Source organism: Streptomyces sp. NPDC058985 (genome assembly GCF_042740985.1).
In the GTDB taxonomy this organism is placed as follows: Bacteria; Actinomycetota; Actinomycetes; order Streptomycetales; family Streptomycetaceae; genus Streptomyces.
Map to the genome: position 1 here is coordinate 13,847 of NZ_JBHYJX010000057.1, position 20,226 is coordinate 34,072.

General features: G+C 71.3%; 16 protein-coding genes and 2 pseudogenes. 10 read left to right on the forward strand and 8 right to left on the reverse strand.

Annotated elements, in window-relative coordinates:
- Nucleotides 1–46: 46 nt before the first annotated feature.
- Nucleotides 47–187 (forward strand): annotated as a pseudogene (locus tag ACFW01_RS33810) (hypothetical protein); the annotation flags it as partial.
- A gap of 99 nt (nucleotides 188–286) precedes the next feature.
- Here ACFW01_RS33810 and ACFW01_RS33815 read toward each other — a convergent pair.
- Nucleotides 287–697, reverse strand: a complete 411-nt coding sequence (locus ACFW01_RS33815) for a YybH family protein (RefSeq protein ID WP_384510029.1) — start codon at nucleotides 695–697, stop codon at nucleotides 287–289.
- Between ACFW01_RS33815 and ACFW01_RS33820 the strand changes: the two genes are divergently transcribed.
- From ACFW01_RS33820 to ACFW01_RS33830, 3 genes and pseudogenes are all read left to right on the forward strand, one after another.
- A complete protein-coding gene (locus ACFW01_RS33820) occupies nucleotides 689–1,153 on the forward strand; it encodes a winged helix-turn-helix transcriptional regulator (RefSeq protein WP_384510032.1) in 465 nt (154 codons plus the stop codon). The genes ACFW01_RS33815 and ACFW01_RS33820 overlap by 9 nt on opposite strands.
- Nucleotides 1,147–1,278: pseudogene (locus ACFW01_RS33825) on the forward strand (thiamine biosynthesis protein ThiC); the annotation flags it as partial. The gene ACFW01_RS33820 and the pseudogene ACFW01_RS33825, both read left to right, overlap by 7 nt.
- Before the next feature lie 96 nt (nucleotides 1,279–1,374).
- Nucleotides 1,375–2,805 (forward strand): VWA domain-containing protein, encoded by a 1,431-nt coding sequence (locus ACFW01_RS33830; protein ID WP_384510035.1) that lies wholly within the window; start codon nucleotides 1,375–1,377, stop codon nucleotides 2,803–2,805.
- A 24-nt stretch (nucleotides 2,806–2,829) separates the two neighbouring features.
- Here ACFW01_RS33830 and ACFW01_RS33835 read toward each other — a convergent pair whose 3' ends face one another.
- From ACFW01_RS33835 to ACFW01_RS33845, 3 genes are all read right to left on the reverse strand, one after another.
- Nucleotides 2,830–3,711, reverse strand: a complete 882-nt coding sequence (locus ACFW01_RS33835; protein WP_384510038.1) for a hypothetical protein — start codon at nucleotides 3,709–3,711, stop codon at nucleotides 2,830–2,832.
- A gap of 182 nt (nucleotides 3,712–3,893) precedes the next feature.
- On the reverse strand, nucleotides 3,894–5,000 hold the full coding sequence (locus ACFW01_RS33840) for a metallophosphoesterase (protein ID WP_384510041.1): 1,107 nt from the start codon (nucleotides 4,998–5,000) through the stop codon (nucleotides 3,894–3,896).
- Nucleotides 5,001–5,307: 307 nt separating this feature from the next.
- Nucleotides 5,308–6,420: a LacI family DNA-binding transcriptional regulator gene (locus ACFW01_RS33845; RefSeq protein ID WP_234956428.1), complete on the reverse strand. Its 1,113-nt coding sequence runs from the start codon at nucleotides 6,418–6,420 to the stop codon at nucleotides 5,308–5,310.
- Between the two features lie 401 nt (nucleotides 6,421–6,821).
- On the opposite strand from ACFW01_RS33845, the gene hisC reads away from it, so the two are divergent.
- Nucleotides 6,822–7,901, forward strand: coding sequence for a histidinol-phosphate transaminase (gene hisC, locus ACFW01_RS33850; protein ID WP_234956426.1), 1,080 nt, complete (start codon nucleotides 6,822–6,824; stop codon nucleotides 7,899–7,901).
- Nucleotides 7,902–8,007: 106 nt separating this feature from the next.
- On the opposite strand, the gene ACFW01_RS33855 is transcribed toward hisC, so the two are convergent.
- Nucleotides 8,008–8,382: a cyclophilin-like fold protein gene (locus ACFW01_RS33855; protein ID WP_234956424.1), complete on the reverse strand. Its 375-nt coding sequence runs from the start codon at nucleotides 8,380–8,382 to the stop codon at nucleotides 8,008–8,010.
- Between the two features lie 210 nt (nucleotides 8,383–8,592).
- On the opposite strand from ACFW01_RS33855, the gene ACFW01_RS33860 reads away from it, so the two are divergent.
- The 5 genes from ACFW01_RS33860 to ACFW01_RS33880 all read left to right on the forward strand — a co-directional run bounded on the left by ACFW01_RS33860 (nucleotide 8,593) and on the right by ACFW01_RS33880 (nucleotide 17,602).
- On the forward strand, nucleotides 8,593–10,098 hold the full coding sequence (locus ACFW01_RS33860) for a cytochrome ubiquinol oxidase subunit I (protein ID WP_234956422.1): 1,506 nt from the start codon (nucleotides 8,593–8,595) through the stop codon (nucleotides 10,096–10,098).
- A 20-nt stretch (nucleotides 10,099–10,118) separates the two neighbouring features.
- Nucleotides 10,119–11,123 carry a cytochrome d ubiquinol oxidase subunit II gene (gene cydB / locus ACFW01_RS33865; RefSeq protein WP_384510046.1) on the forward strand — a complete coding sequence of 335 codons (1,005 nt, stop codon included), beginning with the start codon at nucleotides 10,119–10,121 and terminating at the stop codon, nucleotides 11,121–11,123.
- Between the two features lie 22 nt (nucleotides 11,124–11,145).
- Nucleotides 11,146–14,652: a thiol reductant ABC exporter subunit CydD gene (cydD, locus tag ACFW01_RS33870; protein WP_234956418.1), complete on the forward strand. Its 3,507-nt coding sequence runs from the start codon at nucleotides 11,146–11,148 to the stop codon at nucleotides 14,650–14,652.
- A 101-nt stretch (nucleotides 14,653–14,753) separates the two neighbouring features.
- On the forward strand, nucleotides 14,754–16,436 hold the full coding sequence (locus ACFW01_RS33875) for a GAF domain-containing protein (protein WP_234956416.1): 1,683 nt from the start codon (nucleotides 14,754–14,756) through the stop codon (nucleotides 16,434–16,436).
- A gap of 122 nt (nucleotides 16,437–16,558) precedes the next feature.
- Entirely contained in the window at nucleotides 16,559–17,602 is a 1,044-nt protein-coding gene (locus ACFW01_RS33880) for a M23 family metallopeptidase (RefSeq protein ID WP_234956415.1), read from the forward strand.
- A gap of 19 nt (nucleotides 17,603–17,621) precedes the next feature.
- Here ACFW01_RS33880 and ACFW01_RS33885 read toward each other — a convergent pair whose 3' ends face one another.
- From ACFW01_RS33885 to ACFW01_RS33895, 3 genes are all read right to left on the reverse strand, one after another.
- The gene (locus tag ACFW01_RS33885) at nucleotides 17,622–18,509 is read right to left on the reverse strand and encodes an HAD family hydrolase (RefSeq protein ID WP_234956413.1); all 888 of its coding nucleotides are present in this window, start codon (nucleotides 18,507–18,509) and stop codon (nucleotides 17,622–17,624) included.
- Between the two features lie 48 nt (nucleotides 18,510–18,557).
- Nucleotides 18,558–19,463 carry an LLM class flavin-dependent oxidoreductase gene (locus ACFW01_RS33890; protein ID WP_234956411.1) on the reverse strand — a complete coding sequence of 302 codons (906 nt, stop codon included), beginning with the start codon at nucleotides 19,461–19,463 and terminating at the stop codon, nucleotides 18,558–18,560.
- A gap of 71 nt (nucleotides 19,464–19,534) precedes the next feature.
- On the reverse strand, nucleotides 19,535–20,122 hold the full coding sequence (locus ACFW01_RS33895) for an RNA 2'-phosphotransferase (protein ID WP_234956409.1): 588 nt from the start codon (nucleotides 20,120–20,122) through the stop codon (nucleotides 19,535–19,537).
- Between the last annotated feature and the right edge of the window lie 104 nt (nucleotides 20,123–20,226).

Sequence of the window (20,226 nt, forward strand, 5' to 3'; positions counted from 1 at the left end):
CGCGCCGACAACCGTGGGACGCGTGTGGGCACCGATTCGCGGACCGATGAAGATCAGCCGAAGCATCTCAGAGCAGTTCGGTGGTGACGTGGAGGCGACCCTGGAGGAGATCAAGGCCGGGAGGCCGGCGAAGGCGAAGGAGTTCGCAGCGTCCGGCAACCGGGACGACCTGCCATTGGACGACTGAGCACGGCACACAGAAGCCACGGACGGGGCTCGCGCCGCGGGGAGCCGCGGGCCCCGCCGCTGCGTGGGCCCGCCGCTGTCTGGGGCCGGCTCGCGGTGCTCAGGCCGGTTCGGTGTGACGTGCCACCCCGAACGGGTTGTCGATCACGTAGCGCCAGTATCCGTCCGCGCCACGGCGAGCCACATCCGTTGCGGTGCCCTCGATGTGGACGTGCTCGCCGTGCGCCGCGCTTCCGGTGATGACGAAGTCGACGATCAGCAGCGCCAGCTCGCCGACGACGTACGTATGACGTGGCGTCACCGTGATCGGAACGCGCAGCCGGAGGAACTCTCCATTGGCGTGGAGCCTGCCCGCCCCGGTGACCAGGTGGCCGGGCTCCGGTATGAAGCCCGCGGTGGGCTCGTAGAGCTGGTCGAGCGCTTCCGGGTCGAAGGTGTTGAACGCACGAGCGAAGGCGTACGGATGCTCGGCCGCGCTGCGTGCCAACTGCACACTGGTGGAATGCGTCATGGGGCGAGCGAACAGCAGGCCGGCATAGGTCACCAAACGGAAACCCACGTCACCTGGGACGAGGAGTTGGTGCCCGGCCCGCGGGGCCGCACCGATCGGCCTGAGGCCGACTGCCCTGTTGAGGTAGCCCTCGCGGCGGTGTCCGGTCGCTGGACCACGCTGCTCCTGCGTGAACTGATGGGTGGTCCTCGCGGCTTCATGGAGCTGCGGACGCTGCTTCCCGAGCTGTCGGCGAAAGTGCTCAGCGACCGGCTCCGTGCATTGCGGGAGAGCGGCCTGGTGACGGCGGATCGCCGACGCGGCTTCCCGGCCCGCACGCGATACGTCCTGACGGAGGCGGGCAGGTCGCTGCGGTCACTCCTGGTCGAGCTGTACGCCACAGGCGAGGAATTGCAGCGCTTGTCCGAGCGTCGAGGCGAGAGCCCGCGATCACCTGGGGAAGGTGCTCATCCATGAAGATCTCGCACGACATCCGGCGCGAGCACGGAGGGAGCCAGGCCGAGATCGAGGAAGGCATGGTCCAGAAGTCGAAGGAGTTCGCGGCCGCCGGCAATCGCGTGTATCTGCCGATCGCGGACTGACGTCCCCGCGTGCCGTGCCGTGCCGTGCGGTGGGGACGGGCAGACCGTAGGTCCGTCCTCTCCCCGCCGAGGGGTCCGTCTCGGCAGACTGGGGGCATGACATCCACCTCCCTGAGCAAGGGCGCCAACCTCGCCGTCGACTCCCCCGCGGTGCGGATCGAACTCGCCTGGGCCGCGGGGCCCGGGGTTCCCGAGATCGACGCTTCCGCGCTGCTGCTCACCTCGGCCGGACGGGTGCGGGACGACGGCGACTTCGTCTTCTACAACCAGCCCCGGCACGCGTCCGGCGCGGTGGGGCACCTGGGCAAGCGGGGCGGACCCGGCGGGCCCGCGGGTGTCACCACCGACTCGGTCGAGGTGGACCTGGTCTCGGTGGAGCCGGCCGTCGAACGCATCGTGCTGTGCGCCTCGGCGGACGGCGGGACGTTCGGCCGGGTGCCGGGGCTGTCGATGCGGTTGCTGGACGCCGCTTCCGGGACCGAGCTGGCCCGGTTCGACATGACCGCCGGGACGGAGACCGCCCTGGTCGGCGGCGAGCTGTACCGGCGGCAGGGGAAGTGGAAGTTCCGCGCGGTCGGGCAGGGGTACGCCGCCGGACTCGCGGGGCTCGCCACCGACTTCGGCATCACCGTGGACGACGACACTCCCCCGACGCCGACGCCGACGCCGACGCCGACGCCGACGCCGACGCCGACGCCGACGCCGACGCCGACGCCACCCCCTCAGCCCTTGTCCCCACCGGCGACCGCATCCGCCGGGCGGACCCGGCTGACCAAGGGCGAGGAGGAGCTGCCCGTGGACATGCGCAAGCGGCTGTCCCTCCGCAAGGAGCAGGTCGCCGTCAGCCTGCGCAAACACGGTGCGGACGGCGTCACCGCGCGCGTCATCCTCGTACTGGACGCCTCCGGTTCCATGTCGTTCCTCTACTCCAAGGGCGTCGTGGCGGACGTCGTGGAGCGGATGGCCGCCGTCGCCGCGCAGTTGGACGACGACGGCGAGATGCAGGCATGGACCTTCGCCTCGAACCCGGCGCGCCTGCCCGACCTGCGCCTGGGCGAGCTGCCCGAGTGGCTGCGGCTGCACGTACGCGTGGGGGAGATCAGCCTCTTCCGCCGCGGCCGGAAGAAGGGCCTGGACCCCCGGCAGGCCGACATGCGGGCGGTCGGGATCCAGAACGAGGAGCAGAAGGTGATTGCCCAGGTCCGTGCCTTCGTCCGGGAGAATCCGGCACCGGTTCCGACCCTGGTCCTGTTCTTCTCCGACGGCGGTGTCTACCGCGACGCCGAGATCGAGCGGGAGCTGCGGGAGGCGGTGGAGGAGCCGGTCTTCTGGCAGTTCGTGGGGCTCGGCCGGGCCAAGTACGGCGTGCTGGAGCGTTTCGACACCCTGACGGGCCGCCGCGTCGACAACGTCGGCTTCTTCGCCGTGGACGACATCGCCACCGTGCCGGACCCGGAGCTCTACGACCGCCTGCTGTCCGAGTTTCCGTCCTGGATCACAGCCGCCGGCCGGGCGGGCATCCTCTGACGCGCCGCCCGCCCGGACCGGTGGCTACTCGGACCGGTGTTCCGGACCCCCGAAGTCCGGGCTGCTGTAGTCCGGGCTGGAGTAGCTCGGACGGTGACCGGTCTCGGGGCCGCCGTCGGGACTGGTGAACCCGGGTCGGCCGTATCCGAGGTGCGGCATGCGGCTGCTCGGGGCCTTGGGTCCCGTGCGGTGCAGTGCCGCCGTGCCCGGGTTACCGAGCGCCTCCTGCAGGAAGGGCAGGATGCCGCGTTCCAGCAGGGCGTCGTGCCAGGCGTCCCTGGCCCGGGCCACTTCCTCGTCGAGTACGCCGTAGGAGCCGGACTCGGCGGACGGCCGGTTGCGCAGCGCGGTGATCAGCAGCCCCACCGCGGCGACGAGGATCGCCACCGCGGTCACGGCGCCGAACATCCAGCCCGTGGTGAGCATGGTCTGCGCGAAGGCCTGCCCCGGATCCAGCATCTTCAGGATGTAGCCGACGAGCAGGAAGATCGCCGCTGCGGTGCCGGCCAGGACGGGTGCCAGGACGGCGACGACGGCGACGGCCCCCGCACCGGTCGCCTCGGCCACCTCCCCCACGGTGGCGGCGAGTCCCACCGCGTCCCTGCCCTGCTCCTCGGAGCCGGACTCGCGCGTGGCGGGCGACGTGGTGGGCGACGTGGCGGACGGCGCGGGGTGGCGCAGTTCCTCGCGGGCCTTCACGTAGTGCTGGTACTCGGTGGTGGCCGCCGCCGTGATGAGGGCGGTCGCGTTGAGTGCCATGGTGCGCAGCTGTTCGGAGTTGAGCCGCTGGCCGACAGCGGCCAGTTCCGGGCGGTGTGGTGCGGAGCGCAGCGCCTCGTCGAGGATCCGCTCGTACTCTTGGCGGTCCTCGTTGGACAGGTGCTGCGGAACGCTGTTCATGTGCATCCCCCGATGCTCCGTAGGGCTTGGGGCTCGCATGCCAACGAGCCGTCGGGCAGAAACGGAGGGGAGCCTGCTACGGATAAGCCGATGGTAGAGCGGTGACGGTGGAGGGTGACAGGGGGTTTCCAGAAATTGGGTGCCGTCCCGTACGGGTCCCGCCGTCGAAACGCTCGTCCGTCGAACGGTCAGACGTCCAGCGGAAGTTGCTGGACCAGCAGCTTTCCGGCCATGGTCACGCCGCCGTCCATCGCGATGGCCAGCCCGTCCGCGTAGACGTGGGGTCCCTCGACCGCCGTACGGGTGTCGTCCTCGCCGTCCTCGGAGCCGACCTCGCCCAGCAGGTAGGGGATGGGGCTGTGTCCGTGAACGATCCGGGTGCCGCCGTACGTATCCAGCAGTGAGCGCACGGCCTCGGCGCCGCCCTCGTCGCGGAAGGAGAAGCGCTTGGTGAACTTGCGGAACAGGTCCCAGACCTCTTCCGCGTCGTTACGGGTGAGGGTCTCGCGGACGGTGTCGTTGACCTCTTCGATGGAGCGGCCGTAGTCGAGGTAGGTGGTGGTGTCGGAGTGGACCAGGAGGTGGTCGTCGACCTCCTCGAGGGCGTCGAGGCGGGACATCCACTGCAGGTGGTGGTCCTGGAGGCGGTCCATGTCGGTCTTCTGGCCGCCGTTCAGCAGCCAGGCCGCCTGGAAGGTGGCGGTGCCGGCGCCGGAGTTGACCGGCGTGTCGCCGAACCGCTTGGCGCCGAGCAGCAGCAGCTCGTGGTTGCCCATCAGAGCCTTGCAGTAGCCGCCGGCCGCGGCGGCCTCGGCGGACAGCCGCATCACCAGGTCGATGACGCCGATGCCGTCCGGGCCGCGGTCGGTGAAGTCGCCGAGGAACCACAGGCGTGAGGTGCCCGCGCACCACTGGCCGTCGGCGTCGACGAGGCCCTTCTCGCGCAGCGCGGCGAGCAGTTCGTCGAGGTAGCCGTGCACGTCGCCCACGACGAAGAGCGGACCCTGGCCGGTGACGGGCTGCCCCACCTGGATCGGCTCGGGGTCGACGGGCACCTGAACCGTGTCACCCCGGCGGATGACGGGCAGATCCCGCTGCGTGGGCGTGTACCCCTCCGGGTAGGGCTCCTCGGCCCCCTCCTCGGAGGGCGGCGCGGGCTCGCCCGCCGGTGTGCCGGGGCCGGCATACGGAGCGGTCTCGTGGACGTAAGCGGGCACCCGGAAGTCGCGCACCGTCGCGGTCCGCTCCACCTCGGGTCCCTGACCGGCCCCCTGAGTCATTGACCCCTCCACCATCGCGCCGCATCTGCACCGCTTCGGACTGCCTGGTCGCAGCGGCCCGCGGTGTGTGGGCCCATCATAGGAATGCGGATCGCGCTGTGTGATGACCCAGGGGTGGTGAATCAGAACAGGACTCCGGTTCACCGCGGCTTTCGCCCCGATTGGGCCGGTCTTCGCCCGTCCGTGAATGCCGTCCGGCCGTGTTGCGAGCGTGCCGGGTGTGGCGTTTGCCGCCTTCCGCGCGCCCCGTGCGCCGCCCTTTTGCGCCCCGTTTCGGACCGGGGCGCGCCGCCGCACGCGCCGAGCGTGGCCCGGCGCGCTCCTAGTGGCTCTCCGGTGACCGCGGCGGGCTGACCGTCGTCCGGGGCGGGCGGCGCTGCGAGGACGTGCGCACGATCAGTTCGGTCGGTATGACCTGCTCGACCGGCTGGTCCGAGTGCAGCCCCTCGATCGCGTCGATCAGCACCTGGATTACGGCCGTCCCGATGCGGCGGGGTTTGAGCGAGAGGGTGGTGATGGGCGGCTCGGTGCTGGCGTACACGGTGGACTCGCTGCAGCAGACCAGCAGCAGGTCCTCGGGGACGCGCAGTCCGTAGCGGCGGGCGGCGGCGAGGAGGTCGGTCCCGTTCGGGTCGAACAGGCCGTAGACGGCGTCGGGCCGGTCGGGGCGGGCCAGCAGCCGGTCGGCGGCGACCGCGCCGGCGCACGGGTCGTGGGCGGGGTAGGCCTCGTAGACCGGGTCCTGCCCGACGCGCTCGCACCAGCGCAGGTAGGCGGTGGTCGACAGATGGGTGTACGTGTCCGTCGTGGTGCCGGTGAGCAGGCCGATCCTGCGGGCGCCGGCGTCGGCGAGGTGGTCGAGGATGCCGAGGACGGCCGCCTCGTGGTCGTTGTCCACCCACGCCGTGACGGGGAGCGTGCCGGCCGGGCGGCCGTCGGAGACGACCGGTAAGCCCTGGCGGACCAGTTCGGTGACGACCGGGTCGTGGTCCGAGGGGTCGATGACGACCGTCCCGTCGAGTGCGACGTTGGACCACACGTCGTGGCGGGAGGTCGCCGGGAGGATCACGAGGGCGTAGCCGCGGGCGAGCGCGGCGGAGGTGGCGGCGCGCGCCATCTCCGCGAAGTACGCGAACTCGGTGAAGGTGAAAGGTTCATCCCCGTACGTCGTCACGGTCAGGCCGATGAGTCCGGACTTGCCGGTGCGGAGCGTGCGGGCGGCGGCCGAGGGCCGGTAGCCCAGACGGTCGGCGACCTCGCGCACATGGCGCCGGGTGGCATCCGGGAGTCTGCCCTTGCCGTTGAGTGCGTCGGAGACGGTAGTGATGGATACTCCGGCGGCGGCGGCCACGTCCCTGATGCCCGCCCGGCCCGGCCGGCTGCCTCGACGTGAGGTTTCCGCGCGGCTCACCTGGTGCTTCCCTGCTGCTGTCATGGCGAGCCGATAGTAGGGCTCATGGGGTGGGGTAGGGCGGACGCATATGCACGCGTTGACAGTCACGTTTCTGCATGATCATTAACGCAGAACAGCCTTGGAAAGCAAGCTAGTTGGGTCCAGTCATGCCAGTACCTGGCGTGCCGACCAGTGAGGGCCTGCCATGGGGCGGATGTTGCGAAGAGGTCTCAACTCACCTGCACGGGGGATGCGCGCCACGGCGCGAGCCACCGGCGCGTAGATATATGTGCGGCGCGCCCCCCGAAACGTGCGCCTTCGTACCCTGATGCCCCTGTTGCCAGTGTGACGGAGGAGGTCCGGCCTCCCCTATACGCAGCGGCGGCGAATCCTCATAAGGTGAGAAGTATTCGATGCCGGTGGTGGTTACGAGGAGGACTGCGGTGAGCGAGACGAGCCCCAAGCTGCGCGCCGAGCTGGAGGGAATTCCCACCTACAAGCCGGGCAAGCCCGCCGCGGCCGACGGCCCGGTGGCCTACAAGCTGTCCTCCAACGAGAACCCCTATCCGCCCCTGCCGGGGGTCATGGAGACGGTGACGGCCGCCGCCGCGTCCTTCAACCGGTACCCGGACATGGCCTGTACGTCCCTGATGAGCGAGCTGTCGGACCGCTTCGCCGTGCCCCTCACCCACCTGGCCACCGGCACCGGGTCGGTCGGCGTGGCGCAGCAGCTGATCCAGGCGACCTCGGGCCCGGGCGACGAAGTGATCTATGCCTGGCGCTCCTTCGAGGCGTACCCGATCATCACCCAGATCAGCGGCGCGACGTCCGTGAAGGTCCCGCTGACCCCGGGCGACGTGCACGACCTGGACGCGATGGCGGACGCGATCACCGACCGTACCCGGCTGATCTTCGTCTGCAACCCCAACAACCCGACCGGCACGGTGGTGCGGCGGGCCGAGCTGGAGCGCTTCCTCGACCGGGTGCCGAACGACGTGCTGGTGGTCCTGGACGAGGCCTACCGCGAGTTCATCCGCGACCCCGAGGTGCCGGACGGCGTCGAGATCTACCGCACGCGGCCCAACGTCTGCGTTCTGCGCACCTTCTCCAAGGCGTACGGTCTCGCGGGGCTGCGGGTCGGGTTCGCGATCGCGCACGAGCCGGTGGCGGCGGCGCTGCGCAAGACCGCGGTGCCCTTCGGGGTGAGCCAGATCGCGCAGGAGGCGGCGATCGCCTCGCTGCGCGCCGAGGACGAGCTGATCGGCCGGGTCGGCTCGCTGGTGTGCGAGCGCACGCGCGTGGTCGACGCGCTGCGCGCACAGGGCTGGACGGTGCCGGAGACCCAGGCCAACTTCGTGTGGCTGCGGCTGGGGGAGAACACGGTCGCCTTCGCGAACGCGTGCGAGCAGGCCGGCGCGGTCGTCCGACCGTTCCCGGGCGAGGGTGTGCGGGTCACGGTCGGAGAGAGCGAGGCGAACGACATCTTCCTGAAGGTGTCGGAAGCGTTCCGCAAGGAGCTGTAGGTGCTGTAGATCAGAAGGAGCCGTAGGTCAGGCGGCAGGTCGGGACACGCCTGCCAGGGCGGCGGGCCGGGGCGGGCTTGTCAGGAGGCGGGCCGGGACACGACCGTCAGGCGTCGACGCGCTCGACGCGTACCGGGTCGCCGTCGCGCACCGTCGCCAGTAGACGCGGGTCGCCGTCCAAGCGGCCCATGACGTTGCACGGACTCGCGAGGCGGCACTCCTCGCCTCGCGAGATCGGTGTCGGTCCGTAGGGGAGGGCCAGGGCGTCCCCGTCGGTCCAGAAGGCGATCGTGCCCGGTTCGACGACCTCCCGGGCGTCCGTTTCACGTGAAACCGACACACCTGTGTCGAAGTACACCTCCTCGCCCCAGGTGTGGGCGGAGGCGGTGAGCGGCAGGGCCTTGAGAAGCGCCTGCGTGGTCGGGGTGTCGTCGAGTGCCGCGGTGAGATGTCCCGCAGGCCATGAGATCCGAATCTGCATGCGGCGGATTCAACAATATGTTGAAGTCCCTGCCAAGGGGTTGACGTCACAGGGGACCCCCCTTCCGATGCCGAAAAGCAGTAGGTCATAATTGCTTGTGAATGTGAACGCGTTCACAAGCGTGTCCCGGTTGCACCCGCCTTGGGTGCGACAAACACGTTCAAAACGCCGCTGACCACGGCGATGTGGCGAGGTAAGGAGAGTGACGACGTGGACATGGCTCTGGCGCCGGAGACCCTGGCGCGGTGGCAGTTCGGCATCACGACCGTCTACCACTTCCTGTTCGTCCCGCTGACGATCTCACTGGCCGCCCTGACAGCCGGGCTGCAGACCGCATGGGTCCGCACGGAGAAGGAGAAGTACCTCAGGGCGACCAAGTTCTGGGGCAAGCTCTTCCTGATCAACATCGCCATGGGTGTCGTCACCGGCATCGTGCAGGAGTTCCAGTTCGGCATGAACTGGTCCGACTACTCGCGCTTCGTCGGCGACGTCTTCGGCGCCCCGCTCGCCTTCGAGGCGCTGATCGCCTTCTTCTTCGAGTCCACCTTCATCGGGCTGTGGATCTTCGGCTGGGACAAGCTGCCCAAGAAGATCCACCTGGCCTGCATCTGGATGGTCTCGATCGGCACCCTGCTGTCGGCGTACTTCATCCTCGCGGCCAACTCCTGGATGCAGCACCCCGTCGGCTACCGGATCAACGAGGAGAAGGGCCGAGCCGAACTCACCGACTTCTGGCAGGTCCTCACCCAGAACACCACCCTCAACCAGGTCTTCCACAGCTTCTCGGCGGCCTTCCTGACCGGCGGTGCCTTCATGGTCGGCATCGCCGCCTTCCACCTGATGCGCAAGAAGCACATCCCGGTGATGCGGACCTCGCTGCGGCTCGGCCTGGTCACCCTGGCCGTCGGCGGCGTGCTCACCGCGGTCAGCGGCGACACCCTCGGCAAGGTCATGTACGAGCAGCAGCCGATGAAGATGGCCGCCGCCGAGGCCCTGTGGGACGGCGAGAAGCCGGCGCCCTTCTCGGTGTTCGCCTACGGGGACGTCGACAAGGGGCACAACAAGGTCGCCCTGGAGATCCCCGGACTGCTGTCCTTCCTGGCGCACAGCGACTTCGAGTCCTACGTGCCCGGCATCAACGACACCAACAAGGCCCTCCAGGAGAAATACGGCCCCGGTGACTACAAGCCCATCGTCCCCGTCGCCTACTGGGGCTTCCGGTGGATGATCGGCTTCGGCATGGCGTCCTTCTCCCTCGGCCTGCTGGGCCTGTGGCTCACCCGGAAGAGGTTCCTGCTGCCGGCCCCGCTGCGCACCGGCGAGGACGAAGTGCCGCACCTGGTCCTGCTGAGGAAGCCGCTCGGGGCGAGGCTCACCCGCTGGTACTGGCTGCTGGCGGTCTGGACGATGGCCTTCCCGCTGATCGCCAACTCGTGGGGCTGGATCTTCACCGAGATGGGCCGCCAGCCCTGGGTGGTCTACGGCGTGATGCAGACCCGGGACGCGGTCTCCCCCGGTGTCTCCACCACCGAGGTCATCATCTCGATGTCCGTCTTCACCCTGCTCTACGCCGTCCTGGCCGTGATCGAGGTCAAGCTGCTGGTGAAGTACGTCAAGGCCGGCCCGCCCGAGCTGTCCGAGGCCGACCTCAACCCGCCCAAGAAGATCGGCGGCGACCTCCGTGACGCCGACAAGCCGATGGCCTTCTCGTACTAGGCCGAGGGAGCTGCACAGTCATGGAACTGCACGACGTCTGGTTCGTACTGATCGCCGTCCTGTGGACCGGCTACTTCTTCCTGGAGGGCTTCGACTTCGGGGTCGGCGTACTCACCAAGCTGCTCGCCCGGAACCGGCCCGAGAAGCGGGTGCTGATCAACACCATCGGCCCCGTGTGGGACGGCAACGAGGTGTGGCTGCTGACGGCCGGAGGGGCCACCTTCGCCGCCTTCCCCGAGTGGTACGCCACGCTCTTCTCCGGCTTCTACCTTCCGCTGCTGGTCATCCTGGTCTGCCTGATCGTCCGGGGTGTCGCCTTCGAGTACCGCGTGAAGCGGCCCGAGGAGAACTGGCAGCGCAACTGGGAGACCGCGATCTTCTGGACCTCGCTGATCCCGGCGTTCCTGTGGGGGGTGGCCTTCGGCAACATCGTTCACGGGGTCAAGATCGACCAGGACCTGGAGTACGTCGGTACCGTCTGGGAGCTGCTCAACCCGTACGCGCTGCTGGGCGGGCTGGTCACGCTGACCCTGTTCACCTTCCACGGAACGGTGTTCACCGCCCTCAAGACCGTCGGTGAGATCCGGGAGCGCGCGCGGGTCCTGGCGCTGCGGGTCGGGCTGGTCACGGCCGTGCTGGCCCTGGTCTTCCTGGTCTGGACGCAGGCCCACAGCGGGAACGGTAAGAGCCTGGTCGCCCTCGTGGTGGCCGTCGCCGCCCTGGTCGCGGCCCTGGTGGCGAACCAGGCCGGGCGTGAGGGCTGGTCGTTCGCGCTCTCCGGCGGCACCATCGTCGCCGCCGTGGCGATGCTCTTCCTGACGCTCTTCCCGAACGTCATGCCGTCCACGCTCAACCCGGACTGGAGCCTCACCGTCACCAACGCGTCCTCGAGCGCCTACACGCTGAAGATCATGACCTGGCTGGCCGTGATCGCCACACCGGTCGTCCTGCTCTACCAGGGCTGGACGTACTGGGTGTTCCGCAAGCGCATCGGCACCCAGCACCTCGCCGACGCCAAGCACTGAGTGCCGGGGAGGTCTGTTTCACGTGAAACCCATCGATCCACGCCTTCTGCGGTACGCCCGCGCCACCCGGCTCTTTCTCACGGCCGTCGTCGTCCTCGGAGCCGTCGGGGCGGGACTGCTCGTCGCGCAGGCGATGCTCATCGCCGAAGTGGTGGTGGGCGCCTTCCAGCACTCCACGACCGCCGCCGAACTCCGCGCCCCCCTGCTCCTGTTGGTCGCCGTGGCCTGCGGGCGCGCGCTGGTCGGCTGGCTCACCGAACTGGCCGCCCACCGGGCGAGCGCGGCGGTGAAGTCGGAGCTGCGGGGCCGGCTGCTGGAGCGGGCCACGGCGCTCGGCCCCGGCTGGCTGAGCGGACAGCGGACCGGCTCGCTGGTCGCCCTCGCCACCCGGGGCGTCGACGCCCTCGACGACTACTTCTCGCGCTATCTGCCGCAGTTGGGCCTCGCGGTGGTCGTACCCGTGGCGGTGCTGTCCCGCATCGTCACCGAGGACTGGGTCTCGGCGGCCATCATCGTCGGGACCCTGCCGCTCATCCCGGTCTTCATGGTGCTGATCGGCTGGGCCACCCAGTCCCGGATGGACCGCCAGTGGCGCCTGCTGTCCCGGCTGTCCGGGCACTTCCTGGACGTGGTCGCGGGACTGCCGACGCTGAAGGTCTTCGGACGGGCCAAGGCCCAGGCCGAGTCGATCAAGCGCATCACCGGTGAGTACCGGCAGGCGACCATGCGGACGCTGCGGATCGCCTTCCTGTCGTCCTTCGCGCTGGAACTGCTCGCCACCCTGTCCGTGGCCCTCGTGGCGGTCACCATCGGCATGCGGCTCGTCCACGGGGACATGGCCCTGTACGACGGCCTGGTCGTCCTCGTCCTCGCGCCCGAGGCCTACCTGCCGCTGCGGCAGGTAGGGGCGCAGTACCACGCGGCCGCCGAGGGGCTCGCCGCCGCCGAGGAGATCTTCGAGGTCCTGGAACGGCCCGTACCGGCATCCGGGAACGCCCCGGTTCCGGCCCACGGCGCCCTCGCCTTCGAGGACGTCACGGTCCGCTACCCCGGACGCTCCGCGGACGCCGTCACGGACGTGAGCCTCACCGTCGAGCCCGGGGAGACGGTCGCGCTCGTCGGCCCGAGCGGAGCGGGCAAGTCGACGCTGCTCAACGCCCTCCTGGGCTTCGTGACCCCGAGCGCGGGACGGATCCGGATCGGCGGAACCGACCTCTCCTCGCTCGACCCGGCGCAGTGGCACACCCAGGTCGCCTGGGTGCCGCAGCACCCGCACCTGTACGCCGGGACCATCGCGGAGAACGTACGCCTGGCCCGGCCCGACGCCGACGAACTCGCCGTATGCCGGGCGTTGGCGGACGCGGGCGCGCTGGAGTTCGTGGACGCGCTGCCCGACGGCACGGAGACCGTCCTCGGCGAGGACGGGACGGGGCTGTCCGCCGGGCAGCGGCAGCGGCTCGCGCTGGCCCGGGCGTTCCTCGCGGACCGGCCGGTGCTGCTGCTGGACGAGCCGACGGCGGCCCTCGACGGGGCCACCGAGGCCGAGGTCGTGGCGGCCGTGCGCAGGCTGGCGGAGGGGCGGACGGTGCTGCTGGTGGTGCACCGTCCGGCGCTGCTGGAGGTGGCCGACCGGGTGGTGCGGCTCGCGGAGCCGGCGCCCGCCGACCTGTCCGACGGCACCCTTCCCGTAGCGGCCGACCGTGGTGCCGAGAAGAACGCCGCATCCGCCGTTTCCGTCGCTCCGGACGGCCCGGCGCCCGTGGTGGAGGCCCGGGGCGGTGTCCTCGCCAGGGTCCGTGCCATGTCCGCCGCCCGGCGCGGACGGCTCGCTCTCGGGCTGCTGCTCGGCAGCCTGGCGCTGGGCAGTGCCGTGGGCCTGATGGCCACCTCCGGGTACCTCATCTCACGGGCCTCCGAGCAGCCGCCGGTGCTGTACCTGATGGTGGCCGTCACAGCGACGCGCGCCTTCGGGATCGGGCGGGCCGTGTTCCGCTACGCGGAGCGGCTCGTGACGCACGACGCCGTGCTGCGGATGCTGGCCGACACCCGGGTCGCGGTGTACCGGCGGCTGGAGCGGCTGGCGCCCGCGGGACTGTGCCGCACCCGCCGGGGCGACCTGCTGTCCCGGCTCGTCGCCGATGTCGACGCCCTGCAGGACTACTGGCTGCGGTGGCTGCTGCCCGCCGGTGGCGCGGTCGTCGTCTCCGCCGCCTCGATCGGGTTCACGGCCTGGCTGCTGCCGGAGGCCGGTGCGGTCCTCGCGGCCGGTCTCCTGGCGGCCGGGGTTGGCGTCCCGCTGGTGACCGGGGCGGTGGCCCGGCGGGCCGAGCGCCGGCTCGCCCCCGCGCGGGGCGTGCTCGCCACCCGGGTGGCCGACCTGCTGACCGGCACCGCGGAGCTGACCGTCGCCGGAGCCCTGCCCGGCCGGGCCGCGGAGGCACGGCGGGCCGACGGCACGCTCACCCGGATCGCCTCGCGCGCCGCCACCGCCACCGCGCTGGGCGACGGACTCACCGCGCTGATCTCCGGCCTGACCGTCGCGGGTGCCGCCCTCGTCGGCGCCCAGGCGGTGGCCGACGACCGGCTCGCCGGCGTGGCCATGGCCGTCGTCGTCCTCACGCCGCTGGCCGCCTTCGAGGCCGTACTCGGGCTGCCGCTGGCCGTGCAGTACCGGCAGCGGGTGCGCAGGAGCGCCGAGCGCGTGTACGAGGTGCTCGACGCCCCCGAGCTGGTACGGGAGCCGGAGACACCCCGGCAGGCTCCCTCCTCGCCGTTCCCGGTCGTCCTGAGGGGGCTGGCCGCACGGCACGCCGGGCAGGACCGGGACGCCCTGGCGGGCCTGGACCTCACGCTCGCCGAGGGCCGCCGCGTCGCCGTGGTCGGGCCGTCCGGCTCCGGCAAGACCACGCTCGCCCAGACGCTGCTGCGCTTCCTCGACGCGGACGCCGGCTCCTACACGCTGGCCGGGGTGGACGCGTACGCCCTGGCCGGCGACGACGTGCGGCGCCTCGTCGGGCTGTGCGCCCAGGACGCGCACCTTTTCGACAGCTCGGTGCGCGAGAACCTGCTGCTGGCCAGGAAGGACGCCACCGAGGGCGCACTGCGGGAGGCGCTGGCCCGGGCCCGGCTGCTGGAGTGGGCCGACAGCCTGCCCGACGGCCTGGACACGCTGGTCGGCGCCCACGGGGCCCGGCTGTCCGGTGGCCAGCGGCAGCGGCTGGCCCTGGCCCGGGCTCTGCTCGCCGACTTCCCGGTCCTGGTCCTCGACGAGCCCGCCGAACACCTCGACCTGCCGACCGCGGACGCGCTCACCGCCGATCTGCTGGCCGCCACCGAGGGCCGGACGACCCTGCTGATCACGCACCGGCTGGCGGGCCTGCGGGCCGTGGACGAGGTGCTCGTGCTGGACCGGGGCCGAGTCGTGCAGCGGGGGACGTACGCGGAACTGGCGGCCGTGCCGGGTCCGCTGCGGGAGATGGCCGGGCGGGAGGCGGCGGCGGAGCTGCTGGTGCCACAGACACGGCCGTAGGCAGGGGCACAGGCACGCGCACGGGCGCGGCGCGGGCACGGTCAAGAAATTCTTCGGTAAACCGACTTTCCTGAACAAAAGGGTCTCATTAGGCTCGGGTCATGCACCCAGCGCCGCCCCCCGGCCCCCCGCCGCCCCGCGAGGGGGCCTCCGCCGAGCTTCTGGCACGGGTGCCGAAACTGCTGGAGGCGATGCGTTCCGTCGGCAGTGGACTGGAGCTGCACTCCACGCTGAAACGGATCTGCGAGACGGCCGCCGAGCTGGCGAACGCCCGGTACGCGGCCATCGGAGTCGTCGACGAGGACGGGGACGGACTCGCCGACTTCGTGCACCACGGCCTCGAAGAGGCGACCGTCCGGAGCGTCGGCCACCTCACCGGCGGCCGCACAGGGCTGCTCGGCGCCCTCATGGCCGACCCCGAGCCGGTCCGGCTCACCGACCCGACCGAAGATCCGCGCGCGTGCGGCCTCCCCGAGAACCACCCTCCGGCGCGGAGCTTCCTCGGGGTCCCCATCCGGGTGCAGGAGGAGGTCTACGGCAACCTCTACCTGACCGACAAGCACACGGGCGAGCCGTTCACCGACTACGACCTCGCCATGGTCCGGGTCCTGGCCACCGAGGCCGGCATCGCCATCGGCAACGCGCGACTGTACGAGGCCGCACAGCAGCGGGAGCGGTGGATCGACGGGTCGGTCGCCGTCACCACGGCGCTGCTGTCCGGCGGTGACACCGACGACGCCCTCCAGACCGTCGCCGAGCAGGCCCGCCGGCTCTCCGGAGCGGCCGCCGGCATCGTGCTGCTGCCCGCCGACGGGGGCGGCCTGGAGATCGTGGCGGTCGCCGCATCGCACCGCACGAACGCCCTCGGCAAGGTCATTCCCCCCGAGAACGGCATCGTCTCCGAACTCCTCGCCGGCCGTCCCGTGTTCGTGGACGACGCCGCCACCGACCCGCGTCTGGACGCCGGCCCGGTGCGCGCCTACGGGCCGATCATGCTGCTGCCGCTGTGCCGGGACGGGAGGATCCTCGGCGGCCTCGTCATGCCCCGCGCCCGGGGCGAGCGCCCGTTCACGCGGACGGAGCGCGCACTCGGCGACCAGTTCGCCGCGCAGGCCGCGCTGGCGCTGATGATGGCCGACGCCCAGCGCGACCGGGAACGGCTCGCCGTGTACGAGGACCGGGACCGCATCGCCCGGGACCTGCACGACCTCGTCATCCAGCGGCTGTTCGCGACGGGAATGATGCTGGAGAGCGCCCAGCGCAGGGCGACGGCGCCCGAGGTGCGCGACGGCGTCGGTGGAGCCGTCGACGAACTCGACGTCACCATTCAGGAGATCCGCTCGGCGATCTTCGCCCTGCAGCAGCCCGCCGAGGCACCCACGGGCCTGCGGACCCGCATGCTGCGCGAGATCACCATGGCCGCCGTACCACTGGGCTTCACGCCCGCGCACCGCTTCGTCGGCCCGGTCGACACCGCCGTCGGCGAGCTGACCGGCAAGAACCTCATCGCCGCGCTGCGCGAGACCCTGTCCAACGCCTTCCGGCACGCCCACGCCACCCGGATCGAGGTAGCCGTCGACGCGACGGCGACCCTGCCGGACGGGCGGCCCGGCGTGCGGCTGACCGTCGCGGACGACGGTGTCGGCATCCCCGAGGGCGGCCGGCGCAGCGGCCTGCACAACCTGGAGCGCCGCGCCGAGACGGTCGGCGGCACCAGCCGGCTCGGCCGGGGCATCGGGGCGGACGGCGGCGGTACGACGGTGTGGTGGGAGGCGCCGTACTGAACGTCGCCGGGGCGCCGTTGCCCCGGTTGCAGCAGTCGCGCTGATCCGTGTGCAGCAACCGTTCCCCCACTCGTACGACGTGAAGGAGACCCGGCGGCCCCGCACGGTCCACGATCGCTGGCATGCGCTCATCCCGCCGACATCCGCTGCTCGTTCCGGTGTTGCTGTGCGCGCTCGCCGTGCTCGCCGCCCGCCCCGCCGACGGCACGGACGCCGCATCGGGTGCCGGCCCGGGCCCGGAGGTGGCACGCCTGTACGAGGACGCGGCCAAAGCGACCCAGCGGTACGAGGAGGGGCGGCGCGAGGCCGAGGCACAGCGGACGAAGGCGCTGGCGTACGAGGAGCGGCTGGACGAGCAGCGGCAGAAGATCGACGCCATGCACGCGGACCTGGGCCGGATCGCCCGCGCCCAGTACCGCGGTGGCGGTGGGCTCCCCCTCACGGCGCGGATGTTCCTCGCGGACGACCCGGACGAGCTGATGCGCGGTCAGCGGGCCTTCACGCGCGCGGACCTGGCGGTCAACAAGGCCATCGGCAGGAGTCTGCGGGCCGAGGCCCGGCTCGCCGCCGACGAGGCGAAGGCGCAGGCGGCCTGGCAGGCGCTGGAGCAGCGCAACGCCGATCTGGCGGCGCTGAAGACCAGGATCGAGGGCAAGCTGGAGGCGGCGCGTGCGCGGCTGGAGGGCCGGGCGGACGCCTCCGTCGCGGCCGGCTCGTGCCCCGGCGCGGTCCGCCTCGACCAGCGGGACCTGCCCGTCGGCCGGCCCTGGGTGGCGCCGGTGGACGCGTACGAGCTGTCGGCGTCCTTCGGCAGCGGCGGCTCGCGGTGGGCGCACCGGCACACCGGCCAGGACTTCGCGGTACCGGTCGGCACGCCGGTGGGGTCGGTCGGTACGGGCCGGGTGGTGCAGGTGTCCTGCGGCGGCGCCTTCGGCATCCAGGTCGTCGTCCAGCACGCGGGCGGCTACTACACGCAGTACGCCCATCTCGCCTCGGTCGCCGTCGACCAGGGCGACCGGGTCCGTCCGGGTCAGTGGATCGGGCAGTCGGGCAGTACCGGCAACTCCACCGGACCGCACCTGCACTTCGAGGTACGGGTGACGCCAGAGACGGGCTCCGCTGTGGACCCGGTGCCGTGGCTGTCGCAGCGCGGAGTGCCCCTCTGACCTGACGCGGGCGCGGCCGTCAGTCCAGGCCGGCCAGCAGCCGCTCGATGACGACCGCCACGCCGTCCTCGTTGTTGGCGACCGTCCGCCCCGACGCGGCGGCGATCACGTCCGGGTGCGCGTTGCCCATCGCGTACGACCGTCCCGCCCAGGTCAGCATCTCCACGTCGTTCGGCATGTCGCCGAAGGCGACGACCTCTTCGTGCGAGATGCCGCGTTCGGCACAGCACAGGGCGAGGGTGCTGGCCTTGGACACCTCCGGCCCGCTGATCTCCAGCAGGGCACTGGGGCTGGAGCGGGTGACGTTGGCACGGTCGCCGATGGCGAGGCGGGCCACGGTGAGGAAGCCGTCGGGGTCCAGCTCGGGGTGGAAGGCCAGGATCTTGAGGACCGGCTCGTCGGCGGCGCGGCCGCCGGGGGCCAGGATGTCCTCGGCGGGCAGGAGGTCGTCGGGCACCTCCATGTGCAGCTTCGGGTACGCGGGCTCCTGGTGGAAGCCGTACGTCTGCTCGACCGCGTACACCGTGCCGGGCGCGGCCTCGCGCAGCAGACGCACGGCGTCCAGCGCGTTCTCCCGGGCCAGCTCCCGCACCTTCACGAAGCGGTGGGCGCCGGGGCCGCCGTGCAGGTCGACCACGGCGGCGCCGTTGCCGCAGATGGCGAGCCCGTGACCGTGGACGTGAGCGCTGACGACGTCCATCCAGCGGGCCGGGCGGCCGGTGACGAAGAAGACCTCGATGCCCGCCTTCTCCGCGGCGGCCAGTGCGGCGACCGTGCGCGGGGAGACCGACTTGTCGTCGCGCAGCAGAGTGCCGTCGAGGTCGGTGGCGATGAGCCGCGGGCGGGTGGCGGCGGCCGGGGGCTCGGGCTGTCGGGTCGCTGAGGTCACCGGGTCATTGTCACGCACATGCGTGCACGCCCGTGCGGCGGTCCGCACATCTGTGAGCTACGGCTCTCAGGCCTTCAGCTGTGCCGGGGCCTCCATGGCGATCCGCTCGAAGATCTTCTCGTCGGCTGTGAAGTCCGAGTCGGCAATCGGCCAGTGGACGACCAGCTCGGTGAAGCCCAGGTCGCGGTGGCGGCCGGCGAAGTCCACGAACGCGTCGACCGACTCCAGCGGGCGGCTGCGGTCCGGAGTGAAGCCGGTGAGCAGGACCCGGTCCAGTTCGCCCACGTCGCGGCCGATCGCGGCACAGGCGTCGGCCAGCTTGTCGCTCTGCTGCCGCAGGGCCCGGTCGGACTGCTCGGGGGTGCCGTTCTCGTAGAGCTTCGGGTCACCGGTGGTCACCCACGCCTGTCCGTACTGTGCCGCGAGCCGCAGCCCGCGCGGACCGGTCGCGGCCACCGCGAACGGCAGCCGGGGCCGCTGCACACAGCCGGGGATGTTGCGCGCCTCATGGGCGGAGTAGAAGTCGCCCTCGTACGAGACGGCGTCCTCCGTCAGCAGCCGGTCGAGCAGGGGCAGGAACTCGCCGAACCGGTCGGCCCGCTCACGCGGCGTCCACGGCTCCTGGCCGAGCGCGGTGGCGTCGAAGCCGGTGCCGCCCGCTCCTATGCCCAGGGTGATCCGGCCGCCGGAGATGTCGTCGAGGGAGATCAGCTCCTTGGCGAGCGTCACCGGGTGCCGGAAGTTCGGGGAGGTGACCAGGGTCCCCAGCCGCAGCCGCTCGGTGACCGCCGCGGCGGCGGTGAGCGTCGGCACGGCGCCGAACCACGGGCCGTCCCGGAAGCTCCGCCAGGACAGGTGGTCGTAGGTGTACGCGGTGTGGAAGCCGAGCTGCTCGGCACGCGTCCAGGACGAACGTCCGCCTTCGTGCCAGCGGCGGTACGGAAGGATCACGGTGCTCAGACGCAGACTCATGCCCCCGAGCCTAAGCGGCCGACCCTGTTTCACGTGAAACATCACGCGCTGTCACCACACGCGACGCGTGGTCAGTGGCCGGAGGGGAAGCGCAGGTACTGCGGGGGAACGGCCCGCGTCAGCCAGACGCCGTTCGCGCTGACGTGGAAGACGTGGCCGTCGCGGTGCATGGCGGCGGTGTCTACCGAGAGGACGACCGGCCGGCCTCGGCGGGAGCCGACCCGGGTGGCGGTCTCGCGGTCCGGCGAGAGGTGTACGTCGTGCCGGCTCATCGGCCGCAGCCCTTCGCCCCGGATCGCGTCCAGGTGGCGGGCCACGGTCCCGTGGTAGAGGTACGGCGGCGGGGTCGCCGCGGGCAGTCCGAGATCCACGTCGACGCTGTGCCCCTGGCTTGCGCGGATCCGGGTGCCCACGACGGCGAAGCGCTGCTTGTCGTTCGTGGCCACCACGTGGTCGAGCTCTTCACGGGTGAAGCGGAAGCCGTGCGCGGCCGCCGCGGCGATCAGCGTGTCGATCTCGGTCCAGCCTGCCTCGTCGAGGGTGAGGCCGATGTGCTCCGGCTGGTGGCGCAGATGCTTCGACAGGTACTTGGACACCTTCACGGTGCGTCTGTCGTCGATGTGCTCACTTCTGCGTTCGGGGCTGTGTTCGTGTTGCATGGAGCCAGCCTGCCGAGAGAGACAGGCTTCACGCGATCGATTTTGCCGCCGAGGTTTGATCCACAGTCAAGTCGAGTTATCCACAGGCTGATTGGGCGTTCCTG

Coding starts and splice junctions, on each gene's coding strand:
- ACFW01_RS33820 (WP_384510032.1), top strand. CDS start 689: ATGCGTCATGGGGCGAGCGAACAGCAGGCCGGCATAGGTCACCAAACG.
- ACFW01_RS33855 (WP_234956424.1), bottom strand. CDS start 8,382: ATGCAGATTCGGATCTCATGGCCTGCGGGACATCTCACCGCGGCACTC.
- ACFW01_RS33845 (WP_234956428.1), bottom strand. CDS start 6,420: ATGACAGCAGCAGGGAAGCACCAGGTGAGCCGCGCGGAAACCTCACGT.
- ACFW01_RS33835 (WP_384510038.1), bottom strand. CDS start 3,711: ATGCACATGAACAGCGTTCCGCAGCACCTGTCCAACGAGGACCGCCAA.
- ACFW01_RS33895 (WP_234956409.1), bottom strand. CDS start 20,122: ATGCAACACGAACACAGCCCCGAACGCAGAAGTGAGCACATCGACGAC.
- ACFW01_RS33840 (WP_384510041.1), bottom strand. CDS start 5,000: ATGGTGGAGGGGTCAATGACTCAGGGGGCCGGTCAGGGACCCGAGGTG.
- ACFW01_RS33880 (WP_234956415.1), top strand. CDS start 16,559: ATGCGCTCATCCCGCCGACATCCGCTGCTCGTTCCGGTGTTGCTGTGC.
- ACFW01_RS33815 (WP_384510029.1), bottom strand. CDS start 697: ATGACGCATTCCACCAGTGTGCAGTTGGCACGCAGCGCGGCCGAGCAT.
- cydB (WP_384510046.1), top strand. CDS start 10,119: ATGGAACTGCACGACGTCTGGTTCGTACTGATCGCCGTCCTGTGGACC.
- ACFW01_RS33830 (WP_384510035.1), top strand. CDS start 1,375: ATGACATCCACCTCCCTGAGCAAGGGCGCCAACCTCGCCGTCGACTCC.
- ACFW01_RS33875 (WP_234956416.1), top strand. CDS start 14,754: ATGCACCCAGCGCCGCCCCCCGGCCCCCCGCCGCCCCGCGAGGGGGCC.
- ACFW01_RS33890 (WP_234956411.1), bottom strand. CDS start 19,463: ATGAGTCTGCGTCTGAGCACCGTGATCCTTCCGTACCGCCGCTGGCAC.